The sequence below is a fragment of the Chrysosporum bergii ANA360D genome, assembly GCF_029891735.1.
GTDB classification, from domain to species: domain Bacteria; phylum Cyanobacteriota; class Cyanobacteriia; order Cyanobacteriales; family Nostocaceae; genus Umezakia; species Umezakia bergii.
Window position 1 is genome coordinate 38,181 of the sequence record NZ_JANQDH010000079.1, and the last position, 18,062, is coordinate 56,242.

Sequence of the window (18,062 nt, forward strand, 5' to 3'; positions counted from 1 at the left end):
CCCACAGGCAAGATATGATATCACCCACTACAAGACTTTAAGATCCAGCCTATGATAACGCCCAATCCACCAAAGCGGACAGCTTGCCAGAAAGGTTGTTTCAGACTACGCCAGGAAAATAACTGGCTTTCTAAATTAATTTCTAAAGCTTCCAACTGCTGTTTAATTTGCTGCAATTCCGCCTTGATTTCTGGTGTCTGGTGTTGATTTTGTTGTAATTCCTGGCGACGCTGTTGCCATTGTGCCTTTTTCTGTCCATCGCTTTGCACCTGATTGTAACGTTTTTTCAAGTAGACCAGCGATCGCTCTAGTTCCTCTAGTTCTTGGTCAAAATCCGGTTCTTGACTTTCCTCTGATGGCTGTGATTGTTGACGCGGATTCATTTTCAGGTAGTAAACTATGATTAAATATTAGGCAATACCGAAAATTTTAACTGCTAACTCAGCATTTGGGATCATGTCTCAACCTACCCAGCTTCCTAAAACCAGTCAACTTAATGAATTTACCACTGTGCAACTAGCCCAAGCTTTGATGGAGAGGCTAAGTATCTCACCTAATGATTGGCATCGCCTCAAATCTAACCGCAATTCTCGGGCTAGTGAGCAAGCTGCCGCTGCTGTTTTATATCTCCTGCAAAATCAGCCACAAGAAGCTATTATTAGACTACAACAAGCTGTTGGTTGGTTAGATCGCTCAATTTCCGCGCCTCCCTGTCCCACTCATGGGAATAAAAGCGAAGATAGCAAGGTGAACTGAACTAAGGCCAGATTCATTACCATTGCCGGGTTCACTCCTGGCTAGTCCATATTATAACTGATTTGCCGAGCTTGATCTGAGTTGGTTTAGTTGGCATTACCCTGTCGTCCACAACCCAAATTCAAAATTTTTCTTGGCCTTGGTTGTAAAACAACAAATATTTGATTGCATATGGTATAGTATATAATCAAGAATCCAAAATCCAAAATTGCTTATTGTAGTCCCCTAACGTCTTAAGGACAGACGGGGACGATTTTCCATTTGTTTACAAAGCCTCAATTCTGTACCCTTGCGATTCCACTGTACTTGATCAAAAATTTGATGTAGAAGACACAAGCCACGCCCATTTTCTGACTCGTCAGGGGGCAAATAATCGGTGGGGTCTTCATCGTCGGCAGATGCCGGAATAAAACCTTGTCCTTGGTCTGATATGATCCACCAGTATTGATTATCTATTAAAGAAAACCGTACTAGTACAGTTTTACTGGGATCAAGGTTGTTGCCGTGTTTGGCGGCATTGACTAAGGCTTCCTGGAGTCCTAGCCGTAATTCTGCTTGGAGTTGGGGGGGAATTTCCGCCAACAGTAAGTCTAAAATTGGACATAGATAGAGAGTTGAGGCGAAACTAATCGTACCCCAACAGCGTCCCAGTGGACGGAGGGAAATAGTAATCACGCTTAGAAACCCCGTAGCTTTCAGTTAGCTAGACATCAGTTTGCTGTTACAGGCACCCTGATAAAAATTGAGGTGATCGTGTTTCCTTCAAACTAGCGTCTTTAAATACTAAGTTTTGAAAATGCTATGGAGCATAGAGTTTATTTATCAAATAAGATTGCTGATACATAAAACGGCTAATGTTAGCAAATATAAAAGTGGGATATTTTAGCCAAGACTGATCAAAGGGTCTGAAAATGCCGATTTTTGCTTTACACAATCTTGTTATTGTGGTTAAAACTTGATGCAGTTTTTAATGTTTGTCACCATTGAGGTTTTTTATGATTGGTTTAATTTGATTTTAGCATTCTTGGTATGCACTTTCAGGCTAAGATGAGAAATTTAAGTTTTTGTAAAAGATTAAGTAGTGGTATCTCAATGTGATAGCACAACAAAGGCGGCAACTTCCACATGGGCTGTTTGAGGAAAGAAATCAGCAGGTTGTATCCGTGCAATAGTGTATTGCCCATTTTGGCATAATAGTTTTAAGTCGCGGGCAAGAGTGGCTACTTTACAACTGACGTAAACGATGCGTGAAGGTTTCGATGACAATAAGGCCTCAATAACAGTGCGATCGCATCCTTTTCGAGGCGGATCAAGTAACAGCACATCTGGTATTATATCCATTTCAAGTAGCAGCTTTTCCACTGCTCCTACTTGAAAGGTGACATTATTAATTTGATTGTGTTGAGCATTGACAATTGCCTGCTGTACTGCTTCTGGTTGTAATTCTAGTCCTATGGCTTGGCGGACTTGTTTTGCTAAAGGTAAAGTCAAAGTACCAATACCACAATAAGCATCAACTAGCAACTCCTGTCCTTGCAGGTTCAGTTCTGATGTAATAATCTGTAATAGTGCTTCTGCGGTTTCTGTATAAACCTGGAAGAAAGTATCTGGACGGACTTTAAACTCTAAATCAGCGAATTTTTCCCGTAGGTAGGGAACCCCAGCCAGACAACGAGTTTGACCCCCAAAAATAGCATTAGTGCGATGGCTATTCCGATTTAAGCACACACCCACCAACAGAGGATAGCGCTGTAACCATTGCTGGGCTTGCTGTTCAATTCCTGGTAAATTCCAGTCCTTGACTACCAAAGTCAACAACATTTCCCCAGTGCGCCTACCAATGCGTAAACTGAGATGGCGGATTAGTCCTTGGTGTTTTTGTTCATCGTAGATTTGCCAACCGCGCTGTTGGATGTCCTGCTTCACTTCAGCCAGTAAAGGATTTAATCTCAGGTCTTGAACCGGACATTGATTTAAATTCACTAATTGATGGCTACCTTTTTGGTAGTAACCAGCTTGTACTTGACCTGTGGAGGAAGTTCCCAGGGGATAGGTGGCTTTATTGCGATAGCCCAAAGGTGCAGCCGTGGTCAATACGGGATCTACTTTTTGGTTGACAAAACCGCCAATACGTTGTATTGCTTGGACGACTTGATCATGTTTAGCTAATAACTGATATTCATAGTTAATATGTTGCCACTGACAACCACCACACTTGTCAGCCACAATACAACTTGGTCGCACCCGATGGGGAGATGGTTGTAAAAGCTGATGAACTTTAGCATGGGCATATTTAGCTTTAACGTGTAGTAAGCGAACTAAGGCGCGATCGCCTGGAACAGTATCGGGGACGAAAACCACCAATTCCTGAAAACGTCCCACACCATCACCAGTATTACTCAAGTCAGTGATAATAATTTCAATTAACTCACCTTGTTGTTTAGTCATTGGTCATTGGTCATTGGTTCCCACTTACTCCATCTGGACCACAAGAATGGGATAAGAAGCACGTTCTTCTATGACGGCTTTTCGGTGTATTATAACATAAAAGTAGTCGGCATGGGGCATGGGCATGACTTTAAACGGGCGGGGAGCGACTGTAAGACTACCTTCGTGGCGAATTGCGGTGAACCGTCAAGAATAACCGACCTTCTAGGACGGTGAGTATGTCAAAATTTTCCTTTCTTTGTGTGCCTCAGACTCGTTAAACTAGCAAATAATATTTCGCGTGGTTGCGTATAATTATGACTGTCATTAGCCAAGTTATTCTCAAAGCCGACGACGAACTGCGTTATCCTAGCAGTGGCGAACTCAAAAGCATCAAAGACTTTTTGCAAAGCGGTGTACAACGGACACGCATTGCTGCGACTTTAGCAGAGAACGAAAAAAAGATTGTTCAAGAAGCAACTAAAAAGCTGTGGCAAAGACGACCTGACTTTATCGCTCCGGGCGGTAATGCTTATGGCGATCGCCAGCGTTCCTTATGTATCCGTGACTTTGGCTGGTATTTGCGCCTAATTACCTATGGCGTACTGGCCGGCGATAAAGATCCAATCGAAAAAATTGGTTTAATCGGTGTGCGAGAAATGTACAATTCTCTGGGTGTTCCTGTACCAGGCATGGTAGAAGCTATCAGTGTCTTAAAAACAGCCTCCCTTGACTTACTCAGCGCTGAAGATGCAGCTGAAGCCGCACCATACTTTGATTACATCATCCAAGCCATGTCCTAATCAAAGCGATGTTATTTCCAGGTATCTCAGGTATGATTAAAATTACCTGTAATAGATTCCTGATGTAATCACATCAACCGCCTCCCCACATTTGATAATAGCTGTGGCAAAATATCTGTCAGGTTATTAACCAAGTGTGGGGAAATTTTCAGGGAAACAATGGCCATACCCGCACATATAGAGTAAATAAATTGATACAATATTTTGTTGTCCTCTTGGTGCATTATCTCCATGACCCCCACCTCCTCTAGTCCTTTTTCACCCCAAGAAATCGCCGATAACGGCTTAAAACCAGAAGAATATACAGAAATTGTCAGACGCTTAGGGCGACATCCCAACAAAGCAGAACTAGGAATGTTTGGGGTGATGTGGTCGGAACATTGCTGTTACAAAAATTCACGACCTTTATTAAAACAGTTTCCCACCACAGGTCAGCGCATTTTAGTTGGACCTGGCGAAAATGCTGGGGTGGTGGACCTGGGCGATGGACTACAACTAGCATTTAAAATTGAGTCTCATAACCACCCCTCAGCCGTTGAACCTTTCCAGGGAGCAGCCACTGGTGTGGGAGGAATTCTCAGAGATATCTTTACAATGGGTGCGCGTCCCATTGCGTTATTAAATTCTTTGCGTTTTGGTTGTTTAGATGATCCAAAAACCCAACGCCTATTCACTGGTGTAGTGGCTGGAATCAGTCACTATGGTAATAGTGTTGGTGTTCCCACAGTGGGTGGTGAAGTTTATTTTGATCGGGCTTATTCTGGTAATCCGTTGGTGAATGTAATGGCGCTGGGATTGATGGAAACCCCAGAAATTGTTAAATCTGGAGCTTCTGGTATAGGCAACCCGGTATTATATGTTGGTTCTACCACTGGACGTGATGGGATGGGAGGGGCAAGTTTCGCTAGTGCGGAATTAACTGATCAGTCATTAGATAACCGTCCCGCAGTGCAAGTGGGCGACCCGTTTTTAGAAAAGTCTTTAATTGAAGCTTGTTTAGAAGCGTTTAAAACTGGTGCTGTTGTGGCCGCCCAGGATATGGGTGCTGCTGGTATTACCTGTTCTACATCAGAAATGGCGGCTAAAGGTGGTGTGGGGATTGAATTAGATTTAGATCAGATTCCCGTGCGGGAAACGGAGATGGTTCCCTATGAATACCTGCTTTCAGAATCTCAAGAAAGAATGCTGTTTGTTGCCCATCAGGGGCGGGAACAAGAGTTAATTGATATTTTTCAACGTTGGGGACTTCATGCTGTGGTTGCGGGTAGGGTGATTGCTGACCCGGTTGTGCGGATTTTCTTTCAGGGTGAAGTAGCCGCGGAAATCCCAGCTGCGGCGTTGGCAGAAAATACCCCTCTTTACTATCGGGAATTATTGACAAATCCCCCAGAATACGCTACCCAGGCTTGGCAATGGTCACCCGATTCTTTACCCCCTAGCACAACTGCTGGGATTGAAATTGAAGGAAAACTGCAATCTTGGCATGATATTCTGTTAACTTTGCTGGATACCCCCACCATCGCTTCTAAAAGTTGGGTGTATCGTCAGTATGATCATCAAGTGCAAAACAACACTGTGATTTTGCCCGGAGGTGCAGATGCGGCAGTGGTGCGCTTACGTCCTCTGGAAAAAATCAAGAATCAAGAATTCAAAGCTGCCAGTTTTACATCAGGGGTGGCGGCCACTGTAGACTGTAATTCTCGTTATGTTTACCTTGATCCCTATGAGGGAGCTAAGGCGGTAGTGGCAGAAGCTGCCCGTAATCTCAGCTGTGTGGGTGCTGAACCTCTGGCGGTGACAGATAATCTCAATTTTGGCAGTCCAGAAAAACCCATTGGTTACTGGCAATTGGCGGAAGCTTGTCGGGGGCTGGCGGAAGGTTGCCAAGAGTTGGCTACACCAGTGACAGGGGGCAATGTGTCTCTGTACAACGAAACTTACGATTCCCAAGGATTATTACAACCAATTTATCCCACTCCTGTGGTGGGTATGGTGGGTTTGATTCCCGAATTAACCAAAATTTGCGGTCAAGGTTGGCAAACATCTGGTGATCTAATTTATCTTTTGGGATTGTCTCTGACATCCTCTGTTGGTTTGGTTAGTTTGGGTGCATCTGAGTATTTAGCCACTATCCACAACACCGTAGCCGGCAAGCCGCCAAGGATAGATTTTGATTTAGAACGTCGTGTGCAGCAAGTTTGCCGGGAAGGTATTCGGGCTGGTTGGATACGTTCAGCCCATGATTGTGCTGAGGGTGGAGTGGCTGTTGCTTTGGCTGAATCTTGCCTGGCTGGTAATTTAGGGGCGGAAATTAAGGTGGAAGTCTCACCAACTCAGTTAAAACGTCTAGATCAAGTGCTGTTTGGGGAAGGTGGAGCAAGAATTTTAGTTTCTGTCGCATTAGCCCAACAAAAAAACTGGGAGTCTTATTTACAGACCCATCTGGAGCAAAATTGGCAAATACTGGGTACAGTGGGTAATTTGGGTAATTCTGAAGCAGAATTGAAAGTGTTAACTACTGATAACCAAACTTTAATCAAAGTTACTATGGAGGAAATGCAAGCACGCTATTTCCATGCGATCGCCCGCCGTCTTAATTTTGCCAATCCCCCATCCCCGGATAATTAACTAATGTTTTAATAGATAAATGGTTAAATATTCCTTAAGGATTTGCCAACTATCCAGCGACATAATTTCAGTCGTCATTGATTACAGAATATTCTGACTTGACACCCAAACCAGGAGCAATAGCTAATGATTCCCACCCATTCCGTTACTGCGGATGAATACCCCAACCAGGCGACAGACCCCATTAGTCATGACCATCGGCTTGACAAACCAGAAGAAGCTTGTGGTGTTTTTGGCATTTATGCACCAGAACAAGATGTGGCTAAAATGACTTATTTTGGATTGTATGCCTTGCAACATAGGGGTCAAGAATCAGCTGGAATTGCAACTTTTGAGGATGAAAAAGTACACCTGCACAAAGACATGGGCTTAGTATCTCAAGTCTTTAATGAATCGGTCTTAACTCAGTTACCCGGAAACCTGGCTATTGGTCATACTCGTTATTCCACTACTGGTTCCAGTCGCAAAGATAACGCCCAGCCTGCTGTGATCCCAACACGGCTAGGGTCATTAGCTCTAGCACATAATGGTAATTTAGTCAATACTGTACAACTGCGAGAAGAGTTAGTCGAAACTAAAGTTAGTTTAGCCACAACAACGGACTCAGAATTAATTGCTTTGGTCATTGCTGAAGCTGTTAATGCAGGTGCAGATTGGCTAGAAGGTGCAAGTAAGGCGTTTCACCGTTGCCAAGGTGCTTTTAGTTTAGTGATTGGTACTTCAGTTGGTGTAATGGGTGTTCGTGACCCTAATGGTATTCGTCCTTTGGTGATTGGTACTTTACCTGGTAATCCAGTCCGTTATGTTTTGGCTTCGGAAACTTGTGGTTTAGATATTATTGGGGCTGAATACTTACGAGATGTGGAACCAGGGGAGTTAGTTTGGATTACTGAAGAAGGTCTAGCTTCCTACCATTGGAGTCAAAAACCTCAGCGCAAGTTATGTATCTTTGAGATGATTTATTTTGCCCGTCCTGATAGCATCATGCACAACGAAAGTTTGTATAGCTATCGCATGAGGTTAGGGAAACAAATAGCGGCAGAATCGGCTGTAGATGCTGATATTGTCTTTGGTGTTCCTGATTCTGGTATCCCTGCGGCCATTGGCTTTGCCCAATCCTCTGGTATACCATACGCTGAAGGATTGATTAAAAATCGCTATGTGGGAAGAACTTTTATTCAGCCTACACAATCTATGCGGGAGTCAGGAATTCGCATGAAACTCAACCCCCTTAAAGATGTATTGGCTGGTAAACGAGTAATTATTGTGGATGACTCCATTGTCCGGGGTACAACCAGCAGGAAACTAGTTAAAACTTTACGTGAAGCTGGTGTAATAGAGGTGCATATGCGAATTTCTTCTCCACCAGTCACACATCCTTGTTTTTACGGTATTGACACTGATAACCAGGATCAACTAATTGCTGCTACCAAGTCGGTAACAGAAATTGCCGAACAGTTGGGAGTCGATAGTCTTGCTTATCTCAGTAGGAAAGGAATGCTAGAAGCAACTAGGGAAGATACCAATAGTTTCTGTTCAGCTTGTTTTACTGGGGATTATCCTGTGACTATTCCTGAGCAAGTAAAGCGTTCTAAGTTGATTTTAGAAAAGGTTGCAGTTTAATCAATTTTGGATTTTGGATTTTGGATTTTGGATTAGTCAATTGAATAATAGGACTTGAGAAATGCTCAAAACTCTGTTGCCTGTTTCCTGACCAAATTACGGTAAAATTCTCTCTATGGTGGGAAATAACTTGTTGAGAAATTTTAAAAATATTATTATTAAACTACTTACTGGGGGTGCGGAAATTGACTATAACACCCTGTCCAGTGAACTAACTTTAGCAGATGCCATCGCTAAAATTGATTGGCTGTTCGGTTGCGAGGCTGTGTTAAGGGAATTTAATTCTGATTTTACTATATCCTACTATAGCCAAAGTGAATGGGGTTATCAAATCTATCACTCTGGACAAGATGCCATCCATATGGCATTGAATCCCGATGGCATATTTGATCCAGATGGTTATTATGCTCAACCGCGAGTAGTTGCTGAACAAATTAGTGAACTTGATGCTCAGAATGTTTTAGAATTAGGATGCGGCAAGGGATTTAATAGTTGTTTTTTAGCAGAGCAGTATCCACAAGTTAATTTTACTGGAATTGATTTAACTTCAGCACATATTAAAATAGCACGTCGCCAAGCAAATAAATTTTCAAACCTATCTTTTAAAGAAGGTGATTTTAATCAATTAAATTTTTTAGATAAATCTTTTGATATTGTTTTTGCCTTTGAATGTTTATGTCACGGATCTGCTGATGACATACCACTACAACAAATTTTTCGTGTGCTGCGACCAGGGGGAAAATTAATTGTATTTGATGGATATCGGAAAATTAAGTGGGAACAAGTTCCTAAGTTGCTGCAAACTGCAACTCAACTGGTTGAAGTTTCTATGGCAGTGCGTCATGGATTTTCAGAAATTGATAGTTGGAATGCGATCGCAAAGTCTATTGGCTTTGAAGTTGAAGTAATGGAAGATGTTTCTTGGGCAATTCAGCCTACTTTATTAAAATTACAAAAGTTGTCGCTTAAACTTTTTTCCTTGTCTTGGAAGGCAAAAATACTGGCTTATCTTTTGCCTAAATATTTGGTGAGAAATTCCATTGCTGGTCTTTTAATGCCCTTGACTGTTAGCCCTAAAGGAGAGGCTTTCGGGTATTATAAATTAATCTTAAAGCGCCCTTGATAAATTTCAGCCATCCCCAGTCAATTAAGATTCTAAACGAATCCTGGGGTCGGCTACCCTCAACAGTAGGTCTGCCATCAAATTGCCTAAATTCAGCAATAGGGCACTCATGACCAGGCTAGCCATGACTAAATATTGATCTTTTGCCATCACCGCTTGCAAAGTCAATCTCCCTAAACCCGGCCAGTTAAAGAATTGTTCCGCAATGAATGCTCCTCCTAATAAACTGGCTAATTCAAAGCCCAACAAAGTAATTAAGGGGTTGATGGCATTACGGAGAGCGTGAACGTAAATCACTCGATTTTCTGGTAGTCCCTTGGCGCGGGCGGTTTGGATGTAATCTTGACGCAGAACATCTAATAATTCACCGCGAGTGATTCTTTGCAAACCAGCAAAGCTAGTGATACTTAAGGCGATGGTGGGTAAAATCATGTGCCAGCCAATATCCAGGATTTTACCAAACCAGGATAATTGAGCATGATCGATGCTAGTCATACCACCCACCGGGAATAAAGGTGAGGTGACTTGAGCAAATATGAGCAGAAATAAGGCGGTGATGAAACTGGGAAATCCCTGTCCGGTGTAGCTAATCACTTGTAAAATGCGGTCTGTGGCTTGATTTTGTTTGACAGCCGCGATAATTCCCAAGGGAATGGCGATCGCCCAGGTGCAAAATAAAGATGCGATGGCTAAAAGTAAGGTAGCTGGTATCCTCTCCCACAACAAAGAACCTACTGAGCGCTGGTAAACAAAACTTGTGCCAAAGTCTCCTGCTGTGAAGATGCGCCATAACCATAGTCCAAATTGTTCTGGCCAAGATTTATCCAAACCAAACTGTTGGCGCAATTCCTCAATTCGTTCTGGAGAAATTGTCGGGTTTTGCCGCAGGGTATCTACATAATCCCCAGGTGATAATTTCATGATCAAAAATGACAGCGCCGTTGCCAATAACAAGGTTAACAAGGCTTGTAAGAACCGTCTAATTACATAAATAAATGTTTCGTTTTTGACTATTCTTAGTAGCCAATCCCCGCTTGTCTCCCAGGAAATTTTTGTATAATTCATAGCAATTTAGTCAATGGAACACAGCACCCCTGATTAATATTCAATCAGGGAAATAATCGGCACATCTGGTAAATGTTTACGTCCTTGTAATTCCCGTAGCTCGATAATAAAACCAAATCCCACTAGTTGGCAGCCAATCTTCTGGACTAACTTAGCCGTGGCCTTGGCTGTACCACCCGTGGCAATCAAATCATCCACAATTAAAACTCGGCTATCTGGATGCAGAGCGTCTTGATGCATTTCCAAACAGTCTGTACCATACTCTAATTCATATTCAATTGAGTAAACTGCTGCTGGTAACTTTCCTGGTTTTCGGACGGGAATAAAACCCGCTCCTAATTTGTAAGCTAAAGGAGGTCCAAAAATAAACCCTCGGGACTCCATACCCACAACATAATCAGCCTGTAATCCTGAATCAATACATTTTTGGGTGAAAAAGTCAATAGTATAACGCAATCCTTCTGGATCACGCAATAAAGTAGTTATATCCCGAAATAAAATTCCGGGTTTAGGAAAATCTGGGATGTCGCGAATTAGAGACTTTAAATCCATAATATCAGTATAAGGTAGTGGGGATGAGGAAGTCAGGAAGGATGATTATAAGCTGTTGTGCAGCTAAGTCCAATCAACTGTTATACAAATTAAGTGGGTAATAGTTTAGTACTTAGTACCTGATTCCCGATGCCTCGAAAATTTTACAATATAATGTCATACGCTGGGAATTTTGCAATCAACACAGGAAGGTAAAGAAATGCTTTGAAAACTGGAACTTCAGTATAGACAATGATTTAAGTAGAATAAGTAATTAATATATGTCAGGTAGTATTCCTATTGCCATAAGTCTCATGTTCTTGTTGATCCACTGACCTTAAATTAGTTGTACTAATTTTATTGAGTCTGTTAAAACTGCACAAGGTATTTTATAGAATGAACGTCTCAGCCAGCTTAACGCCATTGAAAAGTCCTACATACCCATCATTGCCGATGATTCTGGATACTTTACCAGACCCTGCCATCACCGCAGAGGGTTGTCCTGCTAGAACCCGGCTGCAAGTTGATTTGATTCTACTGGCGATTGAAGCTTTAGAATTGGGTAGCTCTGAAGCTATTTTGGCTTTTGCTGACGAGTTGGAACTGAAGGGAATTATTAAACACCGGGTAAATTTATGGCAGATGCGGAGTTCCAACCCCATGCGGAAAGCACATATTCGCCGTCCCTTAACCATCATAGAGGCAAAAGCTTTAGTGGTAATTGCCAGCTACATAGCCAGGCGCTTAACTGTGGTTATTCGCCAAATGCTGATGACTTATCAGCAAATGAGTGAAAAGCAGATCCCCTTGGCACAAAATTTGCGCCTATCTAATTATCTGGAGCGATTTAGAGTACATTTCAAAAGTAGGATGAATGCTAAACGTTCTGGTGTGATGTCCTTGAGTTCTGATGAAAAATTAGATGAGTTAGCAATGAATTTGTTAGGACAATTACTATTTTGTACTGGTACAGCTGGAATGCAGCGATTCTGGATTAGTCTTTTTGACGGTGAAGTAGAATGAATATCCAACGTAAGTACAGTCTACCTAATTGTACGCTGCTGTTAGAGGGTTTAAGTGATGCTGGGAAAACAGCACATTACCCAGAGGTGCGTCCAGAATTATCAATATTGGTAAATGCAGAATGCCATATATCTGGCCATAATCAGCCCTTGGTGGGGGGACGAGAATTTTTTGAAAGTTTGGTTAGGGCGGTGAGTGGCTATGCTCAAGAATTTTTGAGCAATGTGTCTAATCCCCAAGCCCACAGTCAAGATTCTGAATTGGTGGAATTCCAAAAAATTGCCAGTAACCGCCATAGGTTAATTGTGCATTCGGAAATCACCCCAGATGGCTTTGATTCTCAGCCTGACCATAAGAAACTGGCTATTCAACTGGATTTGAACACGGTGCAGTTATTTGATTTGGTGGAGGCTGTGGATCAGTTTTTTGCTGACAGCCAAACTTTACCGGAGTTATCCCTAGAATTACGTCCTGTGGCTAGAGGTTATGGTGGTGCTAATCAACTGATCCGTAAGGAAGCAGTACCAGCAGGTATAGGAGTTGCTAGTTTAGCAGTTGCGGCTATGGCTTTTAGCTTAATTCCCGCCCCAGAGTTGCGCCCCCCAGAACCAAAGGTAGAGGAAAAAACCAGTTCTACCACACCTCAAAGCAATTCTCCTACACCCAAGGCAACAACACCACCACCTGTAAATGTGCCGACTCCCACACCAGAGACCCCCCCTACAGTGGCGGATTTAGAGGCACTGTTAAGTAAAACTACAGAGATTAGTAATCCCTCCCAATTACGTGTTCTCAATGGCAAACTTTATGACCAAATCAATAGGGGTTGGAATACTCGCTCAGAGTTAACAGAAGATTTAGTCTATCGTGTGGGTGTAACTGCTGATGGGGCGATCGTTGGTTATAAAGCGGTGAATCAAGGAGCAAATCAAGGCATAGAATTAACTCCTCTCCCTAAACTGCTTTATCTTCCTGTTAATCCTTCTCCCATCGGCAATGAACCTATAGCCCAATTTAGAGTAGTTTTTACGAAGCAAGCTATCCTGCAAGTTAGCCCTTGGTGGGGATACAGACCTCTCCCTTAACCTCATGGCTGGACAGTTTCCGTTCCCTGTTCCCTTGTTTTATCTAACAATTTGCCTCATGTAATTGCCCCACAGTTGTGCTGCTTGGCCACTGCTGCCGGATGTGGGGGAGTTATTGTCATTACCTAGCCAAATACCAGTGACTAGCTGACGACTAGGGATTGAGCCAATAAACCATAGATCCACGTTTTTATCAGTGGTGCCGGTTTTACCACCTTCTCCTAGTCCAATAGATGCGGCGCGACCAGTACCGTTAGTCACAGCCTGGCGCATCATCCGGGTGAGTTCCGCCGCTATTCTTTTGTCTAATGCGGGCTGGTTAGCACGTGGATCTTCGTCAAAGGAATAAACTACACGGCAAGTGGTTAAGTCATTACGATCTTCACAATCACTACTGTCGAGGATGCGGCTAATGGCATGGGGTGGATTCCATACACCACCATTAGTAATAGCCCCGAAAGCCCCAGTCATTTCTAAAACATTGACCACACTTTGACCCAATACTAATCCGGGAACCGCTTCAAGTGATGACTTGACTCCTAAACGTTGGGCTGTGGATACGACTCTATTTAACCCTACTTCTCTCGCTATTCGCAAAGCAATAGGATTTTCCGATAGGGCAAAACCAGTAGTCATATTTAATACGTTTCCTGCACCAGTTCTACAGGGTTTGTAGGTAAAACCTTGCCAAGGGAGGGCTGCGCAGGAATAGGTTTTAGAAGCTGGTATTTTTTTTTCCAGGGCGGCTGCAAAGGCAAAAACTTTAAAGGTGGAACCTGGTTGTCTTTGGGCTTGGACAGCACGATTAAATTGGCTTTTTCTAAAATCTGTCCCCCCCACCATAGACAAAATACTACCGGTTTTAGTGTCTAGGGTTACGATCGCTCCCTGAGAAAAGCGAAAAATTGATCCCGCGTTGTTAACTGAATTACGCAATGCTGTTTCTGCTTGGGCTTGGATGAGGGGATCAAGTTTGGTTTCTATTATATAGTTACCTTCTCTGGCAGATCCCACTCCCAAAATTGATTCTAGTTCCTGAAATACATAGTTGTAAAAGTAAGGAGCAATAGTACTCGCTTGCTGTTCGCAAACTTTGGGGCTAATTTGAATTGGCGATCGCCTGGCGCGATTGGCTTCCTGTGGGGAGATTTTCCCCAGGTCTAACATTCGCCTAATTACCCGATTCCGATATTCTACGGCTTGAAGTTTATTAGGACTATCTCCGCAAAAGTTGAAAGCGTTGGGAGCAGGTAAAATTCCCACTAGTGTGGCTGCTTCTGACAGAGTTAATTCTTTAGCTGATTTCTCAAAATAATAGCGAGCCGCATCCTCAAAACCGGATGTGTCTACCCCCAAGAATACTCTGTTTAAGTAGGTGAGTAAAATGTCATCTTTGCTGTAAAAAGTTTCCAGCTTCAAGGAGACAACAACTTCCCGCACTTTGCGCCCCAAAGAGTCCTGAGCGCCCACATAGTCACGGAATAAACTCCGGGCTACTTGTTGAGTAACGGTGCTGGCTCCCTGCTGCACATCTCCACTGCGAGTATTAATCAGCACCGCTCGCAAAATTCCCAAGGGATCAACACCAAAGTGCCAATTGTAACGACTATCTTCCGAAGCCACCACGGCTGCGGGTAAATATGGGCCGAAGTCCTCCAAACGCTTCATATCCACATGGGAGGTACTGCGGGGCTGACGCAGGGGAGTGGAACCATCACGAGCATAAATCACGATGGGCGCTCTGGTGGCTGTGGGTAGAGGTCGGACGGAAAATTGGAGCCATTCCACACCTATAACTAAAGCTAACAAGGCACTGATACCACCAATACCGTAAGCACTCCAAGTTGTTACTTTGACATGGAATGGGGGTGGATCGACATATTGCAGGCGCACTGAAGCGGCCAGTTCTGGTGGTCCTAACGTGAAAATATCACCATGACGGAGTTCTAAAGTATTAATCCTGCGTTTACCGCGATAAATACCGTTGGTGGAATTTTCATCTTTAATCACAAAAACAGGGCTGCGTTGAGTGGAATCCCTGGACAGTGACAGATGAATTTGGCTGACAACTGGGTTGCGCACCACTATGTCACAGGATTTGGAACTACGACCTAGGATGTAGCGATCGCCTAACAACGGATAGACCTCCGCCTTGTCCGCCCCCCCATCCTGCACCCATATTTCTGGTACTTTGGCATTGGGCTTGAGCGCCAACTTGGAAAAGTCAACCCTTGCTTGAATGGTATGTACTGCTTGAGTCAGTTGACCAAGTAAAGTTTGTGGCTTCTGGGGGGGTTGGGGGGAACTCATCGGCTATTTACATCACAATTATTAGCAAACAATCCAGCGGATAACATTCTGAAGACAGAATCTTCCACTATTTTACTCATCAGCCAAACTAGAAATTAGCTGTACTTAATTCTCAGCGTTTCACTTTTACACTAATATCATATGGACTACAAAAAATCCTCACATCATTATGTATTATAATTAGCGTGACTTTTCACTGGAACTTGGTGTTTTTTGTAAAGAAGCAATTAACAGACAAACAATACCAATTGTAATAAATGAATCTGCCAGGTTAAATACAGCAAAATTAATCAAGCGAAAATCGAGGAAATCAACCACATAACCTAAAACGAACCGATCAATACCATTGCCCATTGCTCCACCCAAAATCAAACCGTAACCTAATTGATCCCAACGATTTAACTCTTGACCAAGCCAGGCCAAGGCGATCAACACCAAACTTACAGCCAACGACAGCCACCTTAACCATTCTACCTTTCCACTGAATAGACTAAAAGCTGCCCCAGTATTAGTGACATAGGTAAAATGAAATACATCAGGTATGATGGGTAATGTCTGTCTCAAACTAAAGGTCTGCACTACCCAATATTTTGTCAATTGATCCAAGAAAAAACCGACGAAAGCCACAATCCAAAAGAGATGATTTTTTACACTCATGAAACCAGGGGGTAAACAGTGGGAAGTTACAGCTAGTGCGGTCAGCAAGATTCACCTAGCCATAAGCCTAACTAATAAAACATTAAATGACGTAACACATATGCTATTACAGTAACAGCACATACTATAGCTAATTGACCAGGTAGTGCCAACCAAGAGTATTTGAGGATTGCTTGCATTAGGGCTAGACCTTCGCGGCCTTGCCATTGAAAAATATAACTGATAATCAAATAAGTAATACCGCAGAAGTGGACAGTTAACAAGCCAGTAAAACAACTAAAAGCCAGAGTTTCTAACCTAGGTCTAGCTTTAAAGGCCAAAAATCCACAAATCCACGCTCCCGGAATAAAGCCTAACAGATAGCCAAACTGAGATAGCTTAACATAACCAAGACCGCCTCCATCTGCAAATACTGGTAGTAAGGTTAAACCCATGACTAAATAGGCGATTTGCGATAGTGCGCCCGCATTTTTCCCTCCTAAACAACCCACTAACAGCACTGCTCCAACTTGACAGGTGACACCTAGAGAAAAAATCTGGATTCCTTGCTTACCCCAATTCCAAGGTAAAGCAATACCATAAGCTTCTAGGAAAGTACCGCCCATTGTCAGCAGCAAACCAACCATAGACCAAAGTAATTGAATTGTTCCTACATTTTCCACACTTCCAGCCATTTTACTTACACAAATGCTCAAATTAATCTTTTAAAAAACTATTTTCCGTACCTTGCGCACTATATTTAAGGTTATTTTATACTAATTATTGACATTCATACTTAATTAATAGTGATTTTTCATTATGACAAGTGAATCATATTTTTAGTTTCTTGTGTACCCTTTTAATTTTAGATTTTGGATTTTGCATTGGTTTAATTGGTTAAAAACTATAGAAAAAGTTAGCTAAATATTTACAAACTCAACAAAATATTTTTCATTGTGAAGCAATTAAAAATTAACTAATCTATATATTAACAACCGCAATTAACATATTTTCTGTGTGTTGCCAAGATTATCAAGTCTCATTAGCCATAGGGCAACACAAATATATATAAATTGAGGTTACTAGGAAGTTTTAATCGGTTTAATCGAGAAAAATTGAGGATTTTTATAATGGAAGATTCCATGATTTTGACAGAAGATTTGATTAATAATGGTGACGACAACACCACCACTAATAATGATCAAATGATGGATTTGCTGCAACAGTCACCTTTTGCCCCCCTGCTAGAAATTGATGGTGTCACCCCAGAAACCTTGATTAATTCCTTTGCCACTGCTTTTGGAGATTCGGATTCTAGTGTTGATGCCAATCTGTTTGCTGATGGTGGCGTTCTCGGTACTGATCCCTTTGCTGACTTTGGCAACCCCACGGCTGAAGGTAACCCCTTGACTGGTGGTGTCAACCCTTGGGCTGATCTTGAGATTTACTTCGCATCTACTGGTGGCGGTGTACCTAGCCCCGGTGAAGATGAATCTTCTGTTGATGGTGGTGAAAACACCACTACTAACAATGATGAGACGATGGATTTACTTCAACAGTCACCTTTTGCGCCTTTACTAGAAATTGATGGTATAACCCCGGAAAGCTTAATTAATTCCTTTGCCACTGGTTTTGGAGACTCTGATTCTAGTGTTGATACCAGTCTGTTTGCTGATGGCGGCATTCTAGATACTGATCCTTTTGCTAGCTTTGGCGACCCCATGGCTGAAGGTAACCCCTTGACTGGTGGTGTCAACCCTTGGGCTGGTATTGACATTGACTCCGGCTCTACTGGTGGGGGCATGGGGGGCGCTGATTCCTCAAGCGGTGACTCGTTAACTGGTGGGGGTATGCCTAGCTTTGGCGGCGGTGGCTTTGGCAGTGGTGACTCCTCAAGTGGGGGTATGCCTAGCTTTGGCGGCGGTGGCTTTGGCAGTGGTGACTCCTCAAGTGGGGGTATGCCTAGCTTTGGCGGCGGTGGCTTTGGTAGTGGTGACTCCTCAAGTGGTGGTATGCCTAGCTGTGGCGGCGGCGGCTTTGGCGGTGGTGACT

Annotated in this window: 16 protein-coding genes and 1 pseudogene; 8 read left to right on the plus strand and 9 right to left on the minus strand. The window is 42.9% G+C overall.

Annotated elements, in window-relative coordinates; translation table 11 throughout:
• Positions 1-20: 20 nt before the first annotated feature.
• Positions 21-383 carry a sll0565 family protein gene (locus NWP17_RS12175; RefSeq protein ID WP_280655174.1) on the minus strand — a complete coding sequence of 121 codons (363 nt, stop codon included), beginning with the start codon at positions 381-383 and terminating at the stop codon, positions 21-23.
• A gap of 73 nt (positions 384-456) precedes the next feature.
• Here NWP17_RS12175 and NWP17_RS12180 point away from each other — a divergent pair, with 73 nt between their 5' ends.
• Positions 457-756: a DUF6439 family protein gene (locus NWP17_RS12180; RefSeq protein WP_280655175.1), complete on the plus strand. Its 300-nt coding sequence runs from the start codon at positions 457-459 to the stop codon at positions 754-756.
• A gap of 225 nt (positions 757-981) precedes the next feature.
• Here the strand turns inward: NWP17_RS12180 and NWP17_RS12185 are convergent, their stop codons facing one another.
• Both NWP17_RS12185 and rlmD read right to left on the minus strand, forming a co-directional pair.
• The gene (locus NWP17_RS12185) at positions 982-1,431 is read right to left on the minus strand and encodes an ATP-binding protein (protein ID WP_280655176.1); all 450 of its coding nucleotides are present in this window, start codon (positions 1,429-1,431) and stop codon (positions 982-984) included.
• Positions 1,432-1,845: 414 nt separating this feature from the next.
• Entirely contained in the window at positions 1,846-3,204 is a 1,359-nt protein-coding gene (rlmD, locus tag NWP17_RS12190) for a 23S rRNA (uracil(1939)-C(5))-methyltransferase RlmD (RefSeq protein WP_280655177.1), read from the minus strand.
• A gap of 296 nt (positions 3,205-3,500) precedes the next feature.
• Between rlmD and NWP17_RS12195 the strand changes: the two genes are divergently transcribed.
• Entirely contained in the window at positions 3,501-3,986 is a 486-nt protein-coding gene (locus NWP17_RS12195) for an allophycocyanin subunit alpha-B (protein ID WP_280655178.1), read from the plus strand.
• 68 nt (positions 3,987-4,054) lie between these two features.
• On the opposite strand, the gene NWP17_RS12200 is transcribed toward NWP17_RS12195, so the two are convergent.
• Positions 4,055-4,219, minus strand: a complete 165-nt coding sequence (locus NWP17_RS12200) for a hypothetical protein (protein ID WP_280655179.1) — start codon at positions 4,217-4,219, stop codon at positions 4,055-4,057.
• Between NWP17_RS12200 and purL the strand changes: the two genes are divergently transcribed.
• From purL to NWP17_RS12215, 3 genes are all read left to right on the plus strand, one after another.
• On the plus strand, positions 4,218-6,614 hold the full coding sequence (purL, locus tag NWP17_RS12205) for a phosphoribosylformylglycinamidine synthase subunit PurL (RefSeq protein WP_280655180.1): 2,397 nt from the start codon (positions 4,218-4,220) through the stop codon (positions 6,612-6,614). The two genes, NWP17_RS12200 and purL, sit on opposite strands and share 2 nt — an antisense overlap.
• Positions 6,615-6,740: 126 nt before the next feature.
• The gene (gene purF, locus NWP17_RS12210) at positions 6,741-8,237 is read left to right on the plus strand and encodes an amidophosphoribosyltransferase (protein ID WP_280655181.1); all 1,497 of its coding nucleotides are present in this window, start codon (positions 6,741-6,743) and stop codon (positions 8,235-8,237) included.
• A gap of 115 nt (positions 8,238-8,352) precedes the next feature.
• Entirely contained in the window at positions 8,353-9,360 is a 1,008-nt protein-coding gene (locus NWP17_RS12215; protein ID WP_280655182.1) for a class I SAM-dependent methyltransferase, read from the plus strand.
• Between the two features lie 24 nt (positions 9,361-9,384).
• On the opposite strand, the gene NWP17_RS12220 is transcribed toward NWP17_RS12215, so the two are convergent.
• Positions 9,385-10,425 (minus strand): ABC transporter permease, encoded by a 1,041-nt coding sequence (locus NWP17_RS12220; protein ID WP_280655183.1) that lies wholly within the window; start codon positions 10,423-10,425, stop codon positions 9,385-9,387.
• 33 nt (positions 10,426-10,458) lie between these two features.
• The gene (locus NWP17_RS12225) at positions 10,459-10,977 is read right to left on the minus strand and encodes an adenine phosphoribosyltransferase (protein ID WP_280655184.1); all 519 of its coding nucleotides are present in this window, start codon (positions 10,975-10,977) and stop codon (positions 10,459-10,461) included.
• 375 nt (positions 10,978-11,352) lie between these two features.
• On the opposite strand from NWP17_RS12225, the gene NWP17_RS12230 reads away from it, so the two are divergent.
• Both NWP17_RS12230 and NWP17_RS12235 read left to right on the plus strand, forming a co-directional pair.
• Positions 11,353-11,979: a DUF3038 domain-containing protein gene (locus tag NWP17_RS12230; RefSeq protein WP_280655185.1), complete on the plus strand. Its 627-nt coding sequence runs from the start codon at positions 11,353-11,355 to the stop codon at positions 11,977-11,979.
• Positions 11,976-13,061 (plus strand): annotated as a pseudogene (locus tag NWP17_RS12235) (DUF4335 domain-containing protein); the annotation flags it as partial. The gene NWP17_RS12230 and the pseudogene NWP17_RS12235, both read left to right, overlap by 4 nt.
• A gap of 42 nt (positions 13,062-13,103) precedes the next feature.
• Here NWP17_RS12235 and NWP17_RS12240 read toward each other — a convergent pair.
• The 3 genes from NWP17_RS12240 to NWP17_RS12250 form a co-directional block, all read right to left on the minus strand.
• Complete coding sequence (locus NWP17_RS12240; protein WP_280655186.1) at positions 13,104-15,374, minus strand: transglycosylase domain-containing protein; 2,271 nt, start codon at positions 15,372-15,374, stop codon at positions 13,104-13,106.
• A 180-nt stretch (positions 15,375-15,554) separates the two neighbouring features.
• Positions 15,555-16,031 (minus strand): signal peptidase II, encoded by a 477-nt coding sequence (lspA, locus tag NWP17_RS12245; protein WP_280655190.1) that lies wholly within the window; start codon positions 16,029-16,031, stop codon positions 15,555-15,557.
• Positions 16,032-16,102: 71 nt separating this feature from the next.
• On the minus strand, positions 16,103-16,705 hold the full coding sequence (locus tag NWP17_RS12250; RefSeq protein WP_280655187.1) for a biotin transporter BioY: 603 nt from the start codon (positions 16,703-16,705) through the stop codon (positions 16,103-16,105).
• A 435-nt stretch (positions 16,706-17,140) separates the two neighbouring features.
• On the opposite strand from NWP17_RS12250, the gene NWP17_RS12255 reads away from it, so the two are divergent.
• Positions 17,141-18,062, plus strand: a 922-nt coding sequence (locus NWP17_RS12255; protein ID WP_280655188.1) for a hypothetical protein, incomplete at its 3' end; no start/stop codon positions are given.

Excerpts from the sequence above, each read along its gene's own strand:
- NWP17_RS12175 (WP_280655174.1), bottom strand. The coding sequence starts at position 383 with ATGAATCCGCGTCAACAATCACAGCCATCAGAGGAAAGTCAAGAACCG.
- NWP17_RS12180 (WP_280655175.1), top strand. The coding sequence starts at position 457 with ATGTCTCAACCTACCCAGCTTCCTAAAACCAGTCAACTTAATGAATTT.
- rlmD (WP_280655177.1), bottom strand. The coding sequence starts at position 3,204 with ATGACTAAACAACAAGGTGAGTTAATTGAAATTATTATCACTGACTTG.
- NWP17_RS12195 (WP_280655178.1), top strand. The coding sequence starts at position 3,501 with ATGACTGTCATTAGCCAAGTTATTCTCAAAGCCGACGACGAACTGCGT.
- purL (WP_280655180.1), top strand. The coding sequence starts at position 4,218 with ATGACCCCCACCTCCTCTAGTCCTTTTTCACCCCAAGAAATCGCCGAT.
- NWP17_RS12200 (WP_280655179.1), bottom strand. The coding sequence starts at position 4,219 with ATGGAGATAATGCACCAAGAGGACAACAAAATATTGTATCAATTTATT.
- purF (WP_280655181.1), top strand. The coding sequence starts at position 6,741 with ATGATTCCCACCCATTCCGTTACTGCGGATGAATACCCCAACCAGGCG.
- NWP17_RS12215 (WP_280655182.1), top strand. The coding sequence starts at position 8,353 with ATGGTGGGAAATAACTTGTTGAGAAATTTTAAAAATATTATTATTAAA.
- NWP17_RS12220 (WP_280655183.1), bottom strand. The coding sequence starts at position 10,425 with ATGAATTATACAAAAATTTCCTGGGAGACAAGCGGGGATTGGCTACTA.
- NWP17_RS12225 (WP_280655184.1), bottom strand. The coding sequence starts at position 10,977 with ATGGATTTAAAGTCTCTAATTCGCGACATCCCAGATTTTCCTAAACCC.
- NWP17_RS12230 (WP_280655185.1), top strand. The coding sequence starts at position 11,353 with ATGAACGTCTCAGCCAGCTTAACGCCATTGAAAAGTCCTACATACCCA.
- NWP17_RS12240 (WP_280655186.1), bottom strand. The coding sequence starts at position 15,374 with ATGAGTTCCCCCCAACCCCCCCAGAAGCCACAAACTTTACTTGGTCAA.
- lspA (WP_280655190.1), bottom strand. The coding sequence starts at position 16,031 with ATGAGTGTAAAAAATCATCTCTTTTGGATTGTGGCTTTCGTCGGTTTT.
- NWP17_RS12250 (WP_280655187.1), bottom strand. The coding sequence starts at position 16,705 with ATGGCTGGAAGTGTGGAAAATGTAGGAACAATTCAATTACTTTGGTCT.